Consider the following 15,790-nt stretch of genomic DNA (forward strand, 5'->3'; position numbering starts at 1 on the left):
TCATGAGCAAGAGAAAGCTGATTCCATTGCTGATCTACATCCTGTTCCTGCTGGTGCCGATCTACTGGCTGCTGAACATGTCCTTCAAGAGCAACACCGAAATCCTCAGCGGCCTGACCCTGTTTCCGCAGGATTTCACCTTCGCCAACTACAAGGTGATCTTCACTGACCCGAGTTGGTACACCGGTTACCTCAACTCGCTGTACTACGTGAGCCTGAACACGGTGATTTCCCTGAGCGTGGCGCTACCGGCGGCCTATGCGTTCTCGCGGTATCGCTTCCTCGGCGACAAGCACCTGTTCTTCTGGCTGCTGACCAACCGCATGGCGCCACCGGCGGTGTTTTTGCTGCCGTTCTTCCAGCTGTATTCCTCGATTGGCTTGTTCGACACACACATTGCGGTGGCGCTGGCGCATTGCCTGTTTAACGTGCCGCTGGCGGTGTGGATTCTGGAAGGTTTTATGTCCGGGGTGCCCAAGGAAATCGACGAAACCGCCTACATTGATGGCTACAGTTTTCCGAAGTTCTTCGTGAAGATCTTTGTGCCGTTGATTGGCTCGGGGATCGGGGTGACGGCGTTCTTCTGCTTCATGTTTTCCTGGGTCGAATTGCTGCTGGCGCGGACGCTGACCTCGGTCAACGCCAAGCCCATTGCGGCGGTGATGACCCGCACGGTCTCGGCGTCCGGCATCGACTGGGGCGTGCTGGCAGCGGCGGGGGTGTTGACCATCCTGCCGGGCATGCTGGTGATCTGGTTTGTTCGCAACCACGTGGCCAAGGGCTTTGCCCTGGGTCGGGTCTGAGGAGCTGATGATGGAATGGATGAGTTGGACCACCCCCACCGCGGCGTTCTTCATCGCCATTGGCCTGATCCTGGTGGGCATGACCACCTGGGAATTGCGTTCGCCAAGCATTCTTCGCCGTGGTTTGTTACCGATTGCCACCACCCGTGGCGATCGCTTGTTTATCGGTCTTCTCGGCAGCGCCTACCTGCATTTGCTGGTAATCGGCGTCACCGACTGGAGCATCTGGGTCGCGTCCGCGTTGTCCCTGGTGTGGCTGTTGGCTGTGATGCGTTGGGGCTAGTCGAATCGCTCGGCAATGTTGCTCCGAAACTTTAACAGGAGGTCTTATGTTCGATAAAAACAATAAGCTGCGACATAGCATTTCATTGGCGGCCATGCTGGCACTCAGCGGTTTGAGCGCATCTGCCTGGGCCGATGCGTACGAAGACGCGGCGAAAAAGTGGATCGGCAGCGAATTCAAACCGTCCACCCTGACGGCCGATCAGCAGCTCGAGGAGTTGAAGTGGTTCATCAAGGCTGCCCAGCCATTTCGCGGGATGGACATCAAGGTCGTTTCGGAAACCCTGACCACTCACGAATATGAGTCCAAGGTGCTGGCCAAGGCCTTTACCGAAATCACCGGGATCAAAGTGACCCACGACTTGCTGCAAGAAGGCGACGTGGTGGAAAAGCTGCAGACCGTGATGCAGTCGGACAAGAGCATTTATGACGGCTGGGTCAACGACTCGGACCTGATCGGTACGCACTTCCGTTACGGCAAGACCGAATCGATCACCGACCTGATGGCCAACGAAGGCAAGAACTTCACTTCGCCGACCCTGGACATCAAGGACTTCATCGGCATTTCCTTCACCACTGCGCCGGACGGCAAGATCTATCAACTGCCTGACCAGCAGTTCGCCAACCTCTACTGGTTCCGCGCCGACTGGTTTGAACGGCCGGAGCTGAAAGCCAAGTTCAAGGAAAAGTACGGTTACGAATTGGGCGTGCCGGTGAACTGGTCGGCCTATGAAGACATCGCCAAGTTCTTCAGCGAAGACGTCAAGGAAATCGACGGCAAGCGCATCTACGGGCACATGGACTACGGCAAGAAAGACCCGTCCCTGGGCTGGCGCTTCACCGATGCCTGGTTCTCCATGGCCGGTGCCGGTGACAAAGGCATCCCGAACGGCTTGCCGGTGGACGAGTGGGGCATTCGCGTCGAGGACTGCCACCCGGTCGGTTCCAGTATCACCCGTGGCGGCGACACCAATGGCCCGGCGGCTGTCTATGCAACGCAGAAATACGTCGACTGGCTCAAGGCTTACGCGCCACCGGAAGCGGCGGGCATGACCTTCTCCGAATCCGGCCCGGTGCCGTCCCAGGGCAACATTGCGCAACAGATCTTCTGGTACACCGCGTTCACTGCCGACATGACCAAACCGGGCCTGCCGGTGGTGAATGCCGATGGCACGCCGAAATGGCGCATGGCGCCGTCCCCGCGCGGTCCTTATTGGGAGGAGGGCATGAAACTGGGGTATCAGGACGTGGGTTCCTGGACGTTCATGAAGTCCACGCCTGAGAAACAAAAACTCGCGGCCTGGCTCTACGCGCAGTTTGTGACCTCGAAAACTGTCTCGCTGAAGAAAACCATCGTCGGCCTGACGCCGATTCGTGAGTCGGACATCAACTCGCAAGCCATGACCGACCTGGCACCGAAGCTCGGTGGCCTGGTCGAGTTCTACCGCAGCCCGGCCCGCGTGCAATGGACCCCGACCGGGACCAACGTGCCGGACTATCCACGTTTGGCGCAACTGTGGTGGAGCCACATCGCCGAAGCGGCCAGCGGCGAGAAAACCCCGCAACAAGCGCTTGATGGCCTGGCCAAGGACCAGGACGCCATCATGACGCGGCTTGAACGCTCCAAGGTGCAACCGGTTTGCGGACCGAAAATGAACCCGGAACGGGATGCGCAGTATTGGTTCGATCAACCGGGTGCGCCGAAGCCTAAATTGGCGAACGAGAAGCCTAAAGGCGAAACCGTGAGCTACACCGAACTGCTGAAATCGTGGGCGGATGCGCGTAAGTAAGAAGCTGTAATGTGAAATGCGAACGGCACCGGAAGGTGCCGTTTTTATTGGTGTCTGATAGACCGCCATCGCGAGCAAGCTCGCTCCCACAAGGGATCTGTGGTGGACACGTTATGTGCGAACAACCCCGAATCCCCTGTGGGAGCGGGCTTGCTCGTGAAGAGGCCCTGGGAGTCGACGATGTTCTTGCAGTTGGAGTACATATCCATTCCTGCGGTAACGGCGACTTAGGGTTTCGCCCTTACGGCGACTCACTTTTTTTTCAAACGCCAAAAAAAAGTAAGCAAAAAAAGGCTCGCCCCGAGCGTCCGGCCCCTCGCTGAGGCTCGGCGTTCCTTCGTTCCGGTATTCATCTGGGGGCATCGCCTACGGTCGGCTTCGCTTCGACCTCCTCTCGATGTGTTCGACTGCGTCGAACGGCGCTGCGCGCCCACCCCCATATGAACACCTCCACTCAGCCTCCCGAAGGGGCGGGTGGAGCAAGATCAAGGGCAGGCGAGCTAACGCTCGGCCTTGAGTGGTGAGGTGCGGTGCGGTGGATGCTGCTCTGCTTTTGCTTTTCGTCAGCGGTTTTCCAGTGCTATCTCTTTGCTATTAATAACTTTTTCATTTACAACCCGGCGCACAACCGGCGCAGAGGGCCTTTTCGGCGGTGTCGGTCTAGTCGCATGCGCTGGTTTGGATTGACCATCGTTAGCTTTCATTTCTGATTCCTATTAGGGCCACCATTAACGTCATCGTACATCATTCGTGACGGTGGAGCAGTTGGCTTTACAGGAGCCTGTGGCGGAGGCTTTTGCTCAGTGGAAGTGGTTTTTTTAGATTCGCTCAATTTTTCTGCCCGTTTTTCGAGAAGCATATTTTCTAAAATGGTAGTCCTGTTTTCCAAGTCTGCTACAACGTCGTTGTTAGAGCCGATCAATAATTGATTCTTTAAAGAAGCTATCTCTCCACCTACATAGGTGTCTTTTATAGCGAAGTTTTTCCTGGGAGAAGAAGTGTCCATGTCAAAGAGAACAAATAGTAAACTGGCTATAGCAAGAGGGATGCAGGCCATCAGAAATGTCGCAATGGCTTTGAAAACCCATCTGGATCGCTCTTCGTTGACCAGGGCATTGTGTGTTGAGCAGCTAATATAGGTATTTGATATGAAGGCCTCAGTCTCTTCTGTAGGGTTGATCAGCGCTATTCGTTCATGTTGTGTTACCTGCGCGTTATATTTCTCCAGTTCAAAATTATATTGAACCTGGTCGTCATAATATTCTTTGATTTTTTTCGCGTATGGCATCCTGTTGAACTCGGAGCCACTAAAAGCTTTATAGTTAAAGTAAGTTGAAGTTGCGGAGATAATTAAGACTAAAACCACAAAAAAAGAAATGATGTATGCGATTTCAGGTTTGCCAGTGAAATCTAAAAAGCGAGCAAGGTAAATGGTTGTTGAAGTGAGTGCAAATATTGCCGTAAATATTAATTGGGTTTTAATGGAGATGCTGTTCTTTATTTCTTCTTCATAGGCATACATTTTTTCATATGTGACTTCTATATTTTTATGGCTCAAAATAATCTTCCTTGTGTATTGCCGATCTGAGGCAAATTACTGGATTGCACGTAGTATTAATGCCAAAGCCACACGAGACGGGTAGTTCAGAGCACCTGCGGGTGGCTGATCGTTCATGCCAGAATAGACGCTACGATGTTGCTTGAGAGCTTTTAGAGTATTCCAGAGTATCCAGATCTAAATTTAGTCAGAGTATTTTTGGGTTGAAAGTTGCTTGGCCGCTTTGTACAGATGAGTTGCGGGTGGGTGTGTTTCGCCGCGTAGGGTCGTCGCGTGATCTTGCTTTGGCGCTGAGCCGCCAAGGTGTCTAATAACTCAAAAAAAATGTCACGTTTCATTATTCGCTCTCTTTTTGATTGCTCTGTCCAGCAGTCATCCAAGATAGAGCCAAGGACACAATGTTGGCTGTAGGACGAAACGGACAATCCAGCGAGAGCTTTCGGCGATTGCGGGGGGATGGGAGAGCAGTAGTAACAAATCCCACAAACGCAAAAACGGCACCCGAAGGTGCCGTTTCTGTTTTCTACCAACTACCGCTACACAATCAACCCGCCAGACCGGCCTGCTGAACCAGCACCAGCAACGGTTGCGGATACAGACCCAGGAAGAACGCCAGGGCGGCGATGGCCAGCAGCATCACGCCGCCTGCACGTTGTTCCCAGTGCAGTTGCGCATCGTGGCGACGCAGGTTTGGTTCGATCAGGTACAGGGTGACCATCACGCGCAGGTAGTAGAAGACGCCGATGGCGCTGCCCAATACCAGGGAACCGACCAGCCACCATTGGTGCGACTCGACGCCGGTGGCGATGATGTAGAACTTGCCGATGAAGCCCGCGGTCAGCGGGATGCCGGCCAGGGACAGCATCATCACGGTCAGGACGGCGGTCAGGTACGGACGGCGCCAGAACAGGCCGCGGTATTCGTACAGGGCATCCGCGTCACGGCCGTTGTACGGCGAGGACATCAAGGTGATCACGCCGAATGCGCCGAGGCTGGTGATCACGTAGGTGACCAGGTACACGCCGATGGCTTCCACGGCCAGACCCTTGCTCGCCACCAGGGCGATCAGCAGGTAGCCGAAGTGAGCGATGGACGAGTAACCCAGCAGACGCTTGAGGTTGCTCTGGGTCAGTGCCAGCAGGTTACCGAACAGGATCGACGCAATGGCGATGATGGTCAGTACGTCGCTCAGCACACCGCTGCTTGCCGCAGGCGAGATCTGGAACAGACGCACCATCACCGCAAACACAGCGACTTTCGAAGCGGTGGCCAGGAACGCTGCAACCGGTGCCGGAGCGCCTTCGTAAACGTCCGGGGTCCAGAGGTGGAACGGTACCAGCGACAGCTTGAACGCCAGGCCGATCAGCATCATGCCCAGGCCCATTTGCGCCAGCGAGCTTGGCAGGCCAGTCGCGGCCAGTGCCTGGCCGATGCCAACGAAGCTCAGGCTGCCGGAGTCGGCGTAGAGCAGGGCCATACCGAACAACAGGAACGCCGAACCGGCGGCCGACAGCACCATGTACTTGATACCGGCTTCCAGCGAACGCTTGTTGAAGAAGGCATACGCCACCAGACCGTAGACCGGCACCGACAACAGTTCCAGACCGATGAACAAACCGGCCAGGTGTTGCGCGCTGACCAGAACCAGGCCACCGGCGGCGGCCATCAGGATCAGCAGGTACAGTTCTTCGCGGTTGCCCGGGTAACCCGAACCGCCATCGCCGAGGTAGGCGTGGGCGAGGGTTACACAAGCGAGGGTGGCGACCAGAATCAGCGCCATGTACAAGCAAGCGAAGTTATCGATCTGCAGCAGTGGGGTCACGGCCAGGGGCGCGACTTTCAAGGCTGGCAGGATCGACAGCAACGCCAGGTTCAGGCCCGCCACGGAAATCAGGAAGGTCTGCGAGTGGTTGCGGCGCCACGCGATGGCCAGCATCACCACGATGATCGTGGCGGTGGTGATCAACAACGGCGCGAGCGCGATAAAGTGTTGAGTCGTGAATTCCATAGCGCTCTTACCGGGCCGAAGCGAGTTGAGTGAAGGCGGTACCGAGCCACTGCTGCACGCCATGCATCGTCGCGGCAGAAGTGTCGAGGAACGGCTGCGGGTACACGCCGATGTAAATCAGCAGCGCCGCCAGGCCGAGCACCATGATCAGTTCGCGACCATCCATGCCATGCAACACCGCGTCCGACTTGGACGGGCCGAAGTAGGCACGGTGGATCATGATCAGCGAGTAGACCGAACCGAACACCAGGCCCGTCGTTGCGATCGCGGTGATCCACGGCGCAGCGGCGAAGGTGCCGATCAGGATCAGGAACTCACCGACGAAGTTACCGGTACCCGGCAAGCCCAGGGAAGCAGCTGCGAAGAACAGGCTGATGGCCGGCAGGTAAGCGATCTTCGACCACAAGCCACCCATTTCACGCATGTCGCGGGTGTGGGTGCGTTCGTACAACTGACCACTGAGGATAAACAGTGCCGCCGCCGACAGACCGTGCGCCAGCATCTGCATCACCGCGCCCTGCAGTGCCAGTTGGCTGCCGGAGTAGATGCCGATCAACACGAAGCCCATGTGGGACACGGAGGAGTAGGCGATCAGACGCTTGATGTCGGTTTGTGCGAAGGCCAGGAACGCACCGTAGAAGATCCCGATCAGACCGAGGGTCATGGCGATCGGCGCAAACTCGGCCGAGGCATTCGGGAACAGCGGCAGGGCGAAACGCAGCAGACCGTAGGCCGCCGTCTTCAACAGGATACCGGCCAGGTCGACCGAACCCGCTGTTGGTGCCTGGGCGTGAGCATCAGGCAACCAGGAGTGGAACGGCACGACCGGCAGTTTCACCGCGAAAGCGATGAAGAAGCCGAGCATCAGGATGTACTCGGTGGTGAGCGACATCTTGGTTTTCAGCAGGTCGGCGTAGTTGAACGTGATCACGCCGGTGCTGTTGAAGTTCACCAGCACCAGACCCAGGATCGCCACCAACATGATCAGGCCGGAAGCCTGGGTGAAGATGAAGAACTTGGTCGCCGCGTAGATCCGGGTTTTCTTGCCGTCCGAAGAACTGTGACCCCATAGCGCGATGAGGAAGTACATCGGCACCAGCATCATTTCCCAGAAGAAGAAGAACATGAACAGGTCGAGGGCGAGGAACACGCCGACGACACCGCCCAGGATCCACATCAGGTTCAAGTGGAAGAAGCCGACGTGACGCTGGATCTCTTTCCACGAGCAGAGTACCGAGAGGATACCCAGCAAACCGGTCAGCAGGATCATCAGCAGCGACAGGCCGTCGAGGGCCAGGTGCACGCTGATGCCGAAGCGCTGGATCCAGATGTGCTTGAACTCAAGCGCCCAGACCGGATCGGCGCCAGGCGCCGGAGCAAATGAATAATTACCGTGGGCCCACAGCCAGAGGCCGAGTGCGAGTTCCAGGGTCATGGTCAACAGCGCAATCCAGCGGGGGAGGGTAGCGCCGAAGCGCTCACCCATCCAGCACAGCAGGCCGCCGATGAAGGGGATCAGGATTAGCCAAGGCAGAATCATGACGGGCTCAATTCCTTTCGCAAGTTCGCAAGGTTCATATTCAGACCGCTACCAGCACGATGGCGCCGATGACCAGCACGGAGCCGGCTGCCATCGAGGCCGCGTACCAACGCAGTTGACCGGTTTCGGTACGGCTCAGGGCGGTGTGGCCGCCTTTGGCCATACGCGGGATCAAACCGATGGTCTGATCGAGCGGGTCTCTGCGCAGTGCGTGGCTGATTGCAAGGTATGGCTTGACGAACAGTTTGTCGTAGATCCAGTCGAAGCCCCAGGCAGCGAACCACCAGGCCGAAAGGAAGCGGCCGATGCCGCTGTTGGCGATTGCAGTGACGAAACGACGCTTGCCGAGGAACAGCAGCGCGGCCAGCAGGATACCGGCCAGGGCGATGGCGCCCGAGGCGATTTCCAGACTGTGCTTGGCTTCGCCGCCGGCATGCCCAACGCTTTCCGGCAGTACGCCGTGCAGCGGTGGAACGATCATCGCGCCGACGAAAGTCGACAGCACGATCAGCACCGACAGTGGCAGCCAGTGAGCGATACCGTGACCGGCGTGGGCTTCGGTCTTCGCTTCACCGTGGAACGCGATGAAGATCAGGCGGAAGGTGTACAGCGAAGTCATGAACGCGCCGACCAGACCTGCATACAGCAGACCGTGGTTGCCGCTGGCGAACGCTTCCCAGAGGATTTCGTCCTTGGAGTAGAAGCCTGCGGTCACCAGTGGCAGGGCAGACAATGCCGCGCCGCCGACGATGAAGCTGGTGTAGGCCAGCGGCAACTTCTTCCACAGGCCGCCCATCTTGAAGATGTTCTGCTCGTGGTGGCAGGCAACGATCACCGCACCGGAAGCAAGGAACAGCAGCGCCTTGAAGAAGGCGTGGGTCATCAGGTGGAAGATCGCGCCTTCCCATGCGCCAACGCCCAGCGCCAGGAACATGTAGCCGATCTGGCTCATGGTCGAGTAGGCGAGGATACGTTTGATGTCGGTTTGCACCAGTGCCGCGAAACCCGCCAGAACCAGGGTCACGCCACCGACGATACCTACCAGATGCAGGATATCCGGCGCCAGGGCGAACAGGCCGTGAGTACGGGCGATCAGGTAAACGCCTGCGGTTACCATGGTTGCGGCGTGGATCAGTGCCGAAACCGGGGTAGGACCGGCCATCGCATCCGCCAGCCAGGTTTGCAGCGGCAGTTGCGCGGATTTACCGACAGCGCCGCCCAGCAGCATCAGGGTCGCCAGAACAATCCAGAAGTCGCCGACCTGGAATTTCTGCGGTGCCAGCACCAGCAGTTCCTGGATGTTCAGCGTGCCCAACTGTTGGAACAGGATGAACAGGCCGATGGCCATGAACACGTCGCCGATCCGGGTCACGATGAACGCCTTGAGTGCCGCGTTACCGTTGTTGCGGTTGCTGTAGTAGAAACCGATCAACAGGTACGAGCACAGGCCCACGCCTTCCCAGCCGAAGTACAGGAACAACAGGTTATCGCCCAGGATCAGGAACAGCATGCTGGCGATAAACAGGTTGGTGTAGGCGAAGAAACGCGAGTAACCGTCTTCACCGCGCATGTACCAGGACGCGAACAGGTGGATCAGGAAGCCGACACCGACCACGACGCCGAGCATGGTGACCGACAGGCCATCCAGGTACAGCGCGAAGTTAGGCGTGAAGCCTTCAACTGCCATCCACTGCCACAACACCTGGGTGTAGTGGCCGCCTTCGGGCGGGGCGACGTTGAATTGCCAGATCACGTAAGCGGCGACAATCGCCGACAGGCCGATGGAACCGACGCCAATCAGCGCCGACAGGTTTTCCGAAAAGCGGCCGCGTGAGAACGACAGCAGCAGGAAACCTATGAGAGGGAATACGAAAGTCAGATAGAGAAGATTCATCCGCGCATCTCGCTGGCAGCGTCGATATCGAGAGTGTGGAAGCGGCGATACAGCTGCAACAGAATCGCCAGGCCAATACTGGCCTCGGCGGCTGCCAGGCTGATCACCAGGATGAACATGATCTGTCCATCCGGCTGACCCCAGCGGCTACCGGCAACGATGAACGCCAAAGCGGAGGCATTCATCATGACCTCCAGGCTCATCAGCACGAAGAGAATGTTGCGGCGGACCATCAGGCCGACCAGACCGAGGCAGAACAAGATGCCGGCGACCGCCAGACCATGCTCCAAAGGGATAGCAGGCATCGTCATTGCTCCTTGGCTTCGTTGCGGCCCAAGTGGAACGCCGTGACGGCTGCGGCGAGCAGCAGCATCGAGGCGAGTTCGACCACCAGCAGGTACGGACCGAACAGGCTGATGCCCACGGCCTTCGCGTCTACGGTGGTGTGGCCGATGGCCTGGCCGCTGGAATGGCTGAACAGGACGTACAGCAGTTCAGCCAGCAGCAGGGCGCCGAGAACCACCGGGCCGAGCCAGATGCCGGGCTTGAGCCAGACGCGCTCTTGCTGAACCGAGGCCGGGCCGAGGTTCAGCATCATCACCACGAACACGAACAGCACCATGATGGCGCCAGCGTAGGCGATCACTTCCAGCACACCGGCGAACGGCGCGCCGAGGGCGAAAAAGGTCATCGCCACGGCAATCAGCGAAATGATCAGGTAGAGCAGGGCGTGCACAGGGTTGGTGTTGGTGATCACGCGAAGCGTGGCCACAACCGCGATACCCGATGCGAAATAGAAAGCGAATTCCATCTTTCTTCCTTAAGGCAGCAAGCTCTTCACGTTGATCGGCTGGGCTTCATTCTGCGCGGAGCCTTTCGGCTTCCCGGCAATCGCCATACCTGCAACACGATAGAAGTTGTAATCAGGGTTTTTGCCGGGGCCGGAGATCAGCAGATCTTCTTTCTCGTAAACCAGGTCCTGACGTTTGAACTCGGCCATCTCGAAATCCGGTGTCAGCTGGATCGCGGTGGTCGGGCAGGCTTCCTCGCAGAGGCCGCAAAAGATGCAGCGCGAGAAGTTGATGCGGAAGAAGTCCGGGTACCAGCGACCGTCTTCGGTTTCGGCTTTCTGCAGCGAGATGCAACCGACCGGGCACGCCACGGCGCACAGGTTGCAGGCTACACAACGCTCTTCGCCATCAGGGTCACGGGTCAGGACGATACGGCCACGGTAGCGCGGCGGCAGGTACACGGCTTCTTCCGGGTACTGCAGCGTGTCGCGCTTGCGGAAGGCATGGCCGAAGATCATCACCAGGCTGCGAAGCTGGGTGAAGAAGCCATGCACGATGTCAAATATGTACTTCATGATTCTCTATCCTCACTGAGCCGCGACGGCGGGCGTGTTGAGCAACACGATCGCAGCGGTCACCAGCATGTTGACGAGGGTCAGCGGCAGGCAGAACTTCCAGCTGAAATCCATCACTTGGTCATACCGTGGGCGCGGAATCGAGGCGCGCAGCAGGATGAAGATCATGATGAAGAACGCGGTCTTGAGCGCGAACCAGATGAACGGGATCTGCGGCAGAATACCGAACGGACCGTGCCAGCCACCGAAGAACAGGGTCACCAGCAGCGCCGAAATCAACACGATGCCGATGTACTCACCAACGAAGAACATGCCCCATTTCATGCCGGCGTATTCAATGTGGTAACCGTCGGCCAGTTCCTGTTCCGCTTCCGGCTGGTCGAACGGGTGACGGTGAGTCACGGCGACGCCAGCGATGAAGAAGGTCAGGAAACCGAAGATCTGCGGAATGATGAACCACAGGTTCTGCGCCTGATATTCAACGATGTCGCGCATGTTGAACGAGCCGACCTGGATCACGATACCCATCAACGACAGGCCCATGAACACTTCGTACGACACGGTTTGTGCCGAGGCCCGCAAGCTGCCCAGCAAGGCGAACTTGTTGTTACTCGACCAGCCGGCGAACAGCACCGCGTAGACCGACAGACCGGCCATGGCGAAGAAGAACAGGATGCCGATGTTGATGTCCGCCACGCCCCAGGTCGGGGTGATCGGGATGATCGCGAAGGCAATCAGCAGGGCGCTCATGGCGACTACCGGTGCCAGGGTGAAGATCATCTTGTCGGCGAACGGTGGCGTCCAGTCTTCCTTGAAGAACATCTTGATCATGTCGGCCGCGATCTGGAACGCGCCGAACGGGCCGACGCGGTTCGGACCGTAACGGTCCTGCCAGAGGGCGAGCAGACGACGCTCGACCCAGCTCAGCAGCGCGCCGCACACCACGACGGCGAGCAGAATCACGATGGCCTTGAGGACCGCGATGATCACGTCAATCACTTCAGGCGTGAACCAGGTCATTGAGCTGCCTCCTGCAGTCCGTCAACGGTTTTGCCAAAGATCGCGGCTGGAATGCCGGCGATACCCGCAGGCAATGCCACCAGGCCAGCGCCCAGCTCTTCATTGATACGCAGTGGCAGACGCAGGGTCTGGCCGTCGACGTTCACGCTGAGCAGGGCACCGTCGTTGACGCCAAGGCGATCGGCTTCGGATTTGGCCAGGGCGACGTAGGCAGCCGGGATGCGTTCCTGAACCGGTGCGGCTTTCGAAGAGTTCTCTTCGCTGCCGAGCAGGTGGAAGAACGGCACGACCTGCCAGGTGCCCGGCGCCGGGTTGAAGGCGCGCGGAACACTGGCGAACCAGTTCAGCGAATCACCGGTGCTTTCGATCAGGCGGGTGCCCGGGTCGCCAGCGCGGATGTGACCACCGACTTCGTCCTGGAACTTGTTCCAGGCTTGCGGCGAGTTCCAGCCCGGCGACCAGGCGAATGGCACTTGTTGACGCGGTTCGACCGAGCCCGAGTAACCTTCCATCGAGAAGTTGAACGCGGTGTCGTTGTCTTGCGGGGTACGCGGTTCGTGCACGCTGATGTCAGCGCGCATGGCGGTACGACCGGAATAACGCAGCGGTTCGCGGGCCAGTTTCATGCCTTTGATGCGGAACGCGGCGGACGGTGCGGCATCAACGATACGCGCCAGTTGCGGCGTGCTCGAAGCCACGGCAGCGGTGACGTGGTCCAGTTGGGTCCAGTCGATCGGCTGGTTCAACAGGGTCGCGCGCAGGGCATGCAGCCAGCGCCAGCCTTCGTGAACCAGGATGCTCGCGTCCATGTATTTCGGGTCGAAGACCTGGAAGAAGCGCTGGGCGCGGCCTTCCTGGCTGACCAGCGTACCGTCGCCTTCAGCGAAGCTGGCGGCTGGCAGGACCAGGTGCGCGCGATCGCTGGTGGCGGTTTTCTGATGGTCCGCCACGATCACCACTTTCGCGGCGTTCAGGGCGGCATCGACCTTGGCTTTGTCGGTACGGGTGTACAGGTCGTTTTCCAGCACGACGATGGCGTCGGCCTTGCCGTCGATGACTGCTTGCAATGCGTCGTCGACCGAGTTGCCGCCGAGCATGGCCAGGCCGAGGCTGTTGGCCTCCGGCACGATCAGGCTGATGGAGCCGTTCTTCTCGCGCAGCTTCAAGGCTTTGGCGATGTTCGCCGCCGCTTCGATCAGCGCTTTGGAACCCAGGGAAGTACCGGCAATGATCAGCGGACGCTTGGCGGCCAGCAGGGCATTGGCGATGCGCTGAGCCAGTTCAACGGCTTCAGCGTCCAGGCCTTCAACGGCCGGTGCGCTGGCGTCGAGGGCGTGAGCCACGGCGAAACCGATACGGGCCAGGTCGTCTGGAGCAGCGTGTACGCATTCTTCAGCGATATCGTCGAGCTTGGTTTCAGCCAGGCTGGCGATGAACAGCGGGTTCAGCTCGTGCTGGCCGATGTTCTTCACGGCGGCGTCGAGCCACGGCTGGACGCGCATCGCGTCGGCCATGTCTTCGGCTTTACCCTTGACCGATTGACGCAGGGACAGGGCCATGCGCGCAGCAGTCTGGGTCAGGTCTTCACCGAGGACGAAGATCGCGTCGTGGTCTTCGATGTCGCGCATGTTCGGGATCGGCAGCGGGCTGTCTTTCAGAACCTGCATGACCAGGCGGATGCGCTCCAGCTCAGCGGCTTCGATACCAGAGTAGAAGTGCTCGGCGCCAACCAGTTCGCGCAGCGCGAAGTTGCTTTCGAGGCTGGCGCGTGGCGAACCGATACCGACGATGTTGCGACCGCGCAGCAGGTCAGCGGCTTTATCCAGCGCTTCGTCGAGTGTCAGCTTGGCGCCGTTGGCCAGCAATGGCTGACGCGGACGGTCTTCGCGGTTGACGTAGCCATAGCCGAAACGGCCACGGTCGCACAGGAAGTACTGGTTTACCGAACCGTTGAAACGGTTTTCGATACGACGCAGTTCACCGTAGCGTTCGCCCGGGGAGATGTTGCAACCGCTGGAGCAGCCATGGCAGATGCTCGGCGAGAACTGCATGTCCCACTTGCGGTTGTAGCGCTCGGAGTGAGTCTTGTCGGTGAACACAGCGGTCGGGCAGACCTCGGTGAGGTTGCCGGAGAACTCGCTTTCCAGGGTGCCGTCTTCAACGCGACCGAAGTACACGTTGTCGTGGGCGCCGAACACACCGAGGTCGGTGCCGCCAGCGTAATCCTTATAGAAGCGCACGCAGCGGTAGCAAGCGATGCAGCGGTTCATCTCGTGACCGATGAACGGGCCGAGATCCTGGTTCTGGTGAGTACGCTTGGTGAAGCGGTAACGGCGCTCGTTGTGGCCGGTCATCACCGTCATGTCTTGCAGGTGGCAGTGACCGCCTTCTTCACAGACCGGGCAGTCGTGAGGGTGGTTGGTCATCAGCCATTCGACGACGCTGGCGCGAAACACTTTCGCTTCTTCGTCTTCGATGGAGATCCAGCTGCCGTCGGTGGCGGGGGTCATGCAGGACATGACGATCCGACCACGGGTGTCGTTGGCGTCGGTGTACTGCTTGACCGCGCACTGGCGGCAAGCGCCAACGCTGCCAAGGGCGGGGTGCCAGCAGAAATAAGGGATATCGAGGCCTAGCGACAGACATGCCTGTAACAGGTTGTCTGCCCCATCGACTTCGAGCTCTTTGCCGTCTACGTGGATAGTGGCCATGGTTCAAAGTTCTTCGTTGGCCCGGTGTCAGCGGGCGTGGCTAATGGAATCTTGTTATTCGTGCGAATCAAAACAGCCCATAAAGGCGTCATCGAACGAGAAGGCGAAGGGCACGGACCCTTCGCCTTTTTAAGCGTTTACGCGCCGACTACGATCGGCCTTGCCAGAGGCGGGACGACGGCGCTGGTGGGCGCGATGCCGGCTTCGAACTCTGGACGGAAGTATTTGATTGCGCTGCCCAATGGCTCCACGGCGCCCGGTGCGTGAGCACAGAAGGTCTTGCCAGGGCCGAGGAAACCGACCAGACCCAACAGGGTCTCGATGTCGCCGGCTTGCCCTTCACCGTTTTCGATCGCACGCAGGAGCTTGACGCTCCACGGCAGACCGTCACGGCACGGGGTGCAGAAACCGCACGACTCGCGGGAGAAGAACTCTTCCATGTTGCGCAGCAGGGAAACCATGTTGACGCTGTCGTCGACCGCCATGGCCAGGCCGGTACCCATCCGGGTGCCCACTTTGGCGATGCCGCCGGCGTACATTTGTGCGTCCAGGTGTTCCGGCAACAGGAAACCGGTACCGGCGCCGCCTGGCTGCCAGCACTTGAGCTTGAAACCGTCGCGCATGCCGCCGGCGTAGTCTTCGAACAACTCGCGACCGGTGACGCCGAACGGCAATTCCCACAGGCCCGGGTTCTTGACCTTGCCGGAGAAGCCCATGAGCTTGGTGCCCATGTCTTCGCTGCCTTCGCGGGCCAACGATTTGTACCAGTCCACGCCGTCGGCAATGATCGCCGGGACGTTGCACAGGGTTTCAACGTT

The 15,790-nt window shown here is 58.9% G+C and carries 13 protein-coding genes; 3 read left to right on the forward strand and 10 right to left on the reverse strand.

Translation table 11 applies throughout. From position 1 onward, the window contains the following. Positions 1-2: 2 nt before the first annotated feature. From ACIOYV_RS25835 to ACIOYV_RS25845, 3 genes are read left to right on the forward strand one after another with little or no spacing between them, the layout of a single operon-like run. Positions 3-803, forward strand: a complete 801-nt coding sequence (locus ACIOYV_RS25835; RefSeq protein ID WP_046047472.1) for a carbohydrate ABC transporter permease — start codon at positions 3-5, stop codon at positions 801-803. Between the two features lie 10 nt (positions 804-813). Then, on the forward strand, positions 814-1,086 hold the full coding sequence (locus ACIOYV_RS25840; RefSeq protein ID WP_054053694.1) for a DUF2160 domain-containing protein: 273 nt from the start codon (positions 814-816) through the stop codon (positions 1,084-1,086). Positions 1,087-1,132: 46 nt separating this feature from the next. Continuing rightward, on the forward strand, positions 1,133-2,875 hold the full coding sequence (locus ACIOYV_RS25845) for an ABC transporter substrate-binding protein (protein ID WP_163913760.1): 1,743 nt from the start codon (positions 1,133-1,135) through the stop codon (positions 2,873-2,875). Between the two features lie 700 nt (positions 2,876-3,575). Here ACIOYV_RS25845 and ACIOYV_RS25850 read toward each other — a convergent pair. The 10 genes from ACIOYV_RS25850 to ACIOYV_RS25895 form a co-directional block, all read right to left on the reverse strand. Beyond that, a complete protein-coding gene (locus tag ACIOYV_RS25850; protein ID WP_401328230.1) occupies positions 3,576-4,433 on the reverse strand; it encodes a hypothetical protein in 858 nt (285 codons plus the stop codon). A 544-nt stretch (positions 4,434-4,977) separates the two neighbouring features. Next, positions 4,978-6,441, reverse strand: a complete 1,464-nt coding sequence (gene nuoN / locus ACIOYV_RS25855; protein ID WP_054053690.1) for an NADH-quinone oxidoreductase subunit NuoN — start codon at positions 6,439-6,441, stop codon at positions 4,978-4,980. Positions 6,442-6,448: 7 nt separating this feature from the next. Continuing rightward, positions 6,449-7,981: an NADH-quinone oxidoreductase subunit M gene (gene nuoM, locus ACIOYV_RS25860; RefSeq protein WP_401328233.1), complete on the reverse strand. Its 1,533-nt coding sequence runs from the start codon at positions 7,979-7,981 to the stop codon at positions 6,449-6,451. A 40-nt stretch (positions 7,982-8,021) separates the two neighbouring features. Continuing rightward, on the reverse strand, positions 8,022-9,875 hold the full coding sequence (gene nuoL, locus ACIOYV_RS25865) for an NADH-quinone oxidoreductase subunit L (protein WP_401328236.1): 1,854 nt from the start codon (positions 9,873-9,875) through the stop codon (positions 8,022-8,024). Further along, entirely contained in the window at positions 9,872-10,180 is a 309-nt protein-coding gene (gene nuoK, locus ACIOYV_RS25870; protein WP_007905077.1) for an NADH-quinone oxidoreductase subunit NuoK, read from the reverse strand. Before nuoK ends, nuoL begins: the two co-directional genes overlap by 4 nt. A 2-nt stretch (positions 10,181-10,182) precedes the next feature. Next, complete coding sequence (gene nuoJ, locus ACIOYV_RS25875; RefSeq protein ID WP_054053684.1) at positions 10,183-10,686, reverse strand: NADH-quinone oxidoreductase subunit J; 504 nt, start codon at positions 10,684-10,686, stop codon at positions 10,183-10,185. A gap of 9 nt (positions 10,687-10,695) precedes the next feature. Then, the gene (nuoI, locus tag ACIOYV_RS25880; RefSeq protein ID WP_007946418.1) at positions 10,696-11,241 is read right to left on the reverse strand and encodes an NADH-quinone oxidoreductase subunit NuoI; all 546 of its coding nucleotides are present in this window, start codon (positions 11,239-11,241) and stop codon (positions 10,696-10,698) included. Between the two features lie 12 nt (positions 11,242-11,253). Continuing rightward, a complete protein-coding gene (gene nuoH / locus ACIOYV_RS25885; RefSeq protein ID WP_028623953.1) occupies positions 11,254-12,261 on the reverse strand; it encodes an NADH-quinone oxidoreductase subunit NuoH in 1,008 nt (335 codons plus the stop codon). Beyond that, entirely contained in the window at positions 12,258-14,972 is a 2,715-nt protein-coding gene (nuoG, locus tag ACIOYV_RS25890) for an NADH-quinone oxidoreductase subunit NuoG (protein WP_401328241.1), read from the reverse strand. The genes nuoH and nuoG overlap by 4 nt, the downstream gene beginning before the upstream one ends. A gap of 137 nt (positions 14,973-15,109) precedes the next feature. After that, a partial coding sequence (locus ACIOYV_RS25895; RefSeq protein ID WP_401328244.1) for an NADH-ubiquinone oxidoreductase-F iron-sulfur binding region domain-containing protein occupies positions 15,110-15,790 on the reverse strand: 681 nt, incomplete at its 5' end.

This window comes from Pseudomonas sp. NPDC087342, assembly GCF_044744265.1.
Lineage (GTDB): Bacteria > Pseudomonadota > Gammaproteobacteria > Pseudomonadales > Pseudomonadaceae > Aquipseudomonas > Aquipseudomonas nunensis.

Excerpts from the sequence above, each read along its gene's own strand:
- ACIOYV_RS25835 (WP_046047472.1), top strand. The coding sequence starts at position 3 with ATGAGCAAGAGAAAGCTGATTCCATTGCTGATCTACATCCTGTTCCTG.
- ACIOYV_RS25840 (WP_054053694.1), top strand. The coding sequence starts at position 814 with ATGGAATGGATGAGTTGGACCACCCCCACCGCGGCGTTCTTCATCGCC.
- ACIOYV_RS25845 (WP_163913760.1), top strand. The coding sequence starts at position 1,133 with ATGTTCGATAAAAACAATAAGCTGCGACATAGCATTTCATTGGCGGCC.
- nuoN (WP_054053690.1), bottom strand. The coding sequence starts at position 6,441 with ATGGAATTCACGACTCAACACTTTATCGCGCTCGCGCCGTTGTTGATC.
- nuoM (WP_401328233.1), bottom strand. The coding sequence starts at position 7,981 with ATGATTCTGCCTTGGCTAATCCTGATCCCCTTCATCGGCGGCCTGCTG.
- nuoL (WP_401328236.1), bottom strand. The coding sequence starts at position 9,875 with ATGAATCTTCTCTATCTGACTTTCGTATTCCCTCTCATAGGTTTCCTG.
- nuoK (WP_007905077.1), bottom strand. The coding sequence starts at position 10,180 with ATGCCTGCTATCCCTTTGGAGCATGGTCTGGCGGTCGCCGGCATCTTG.
- nuoJ (WP_054053684.1), bottom strand. The coding sequence starts at position 10,686 with ATGGAATTCGCTTTCTATTTCGCATCGGGTATCGCGGTTGTGGCCACG.
- nuoI (WP_007946418.1), bottom strand. The coding sequence starts at position 11,241 with ATGAAGTACATATTTGACATCGTGCATGGCTTCTTCACCCAGCTTCGC.
- nuoH (WP_028623953.1), bottom strand. The coding sequence starts at position 12,261 with ATGACCTGGTTCACGCCTGAAGTGATTGACGTGATCATCGCGGTCCTC.
- nuoG (WP_401328241.1), bottom strand. The coding sequence starts at position 14,972 with ATGGCCACTATCCACGTAGACGGCAAAGAGCTCGAAGTCGATGGGGCA.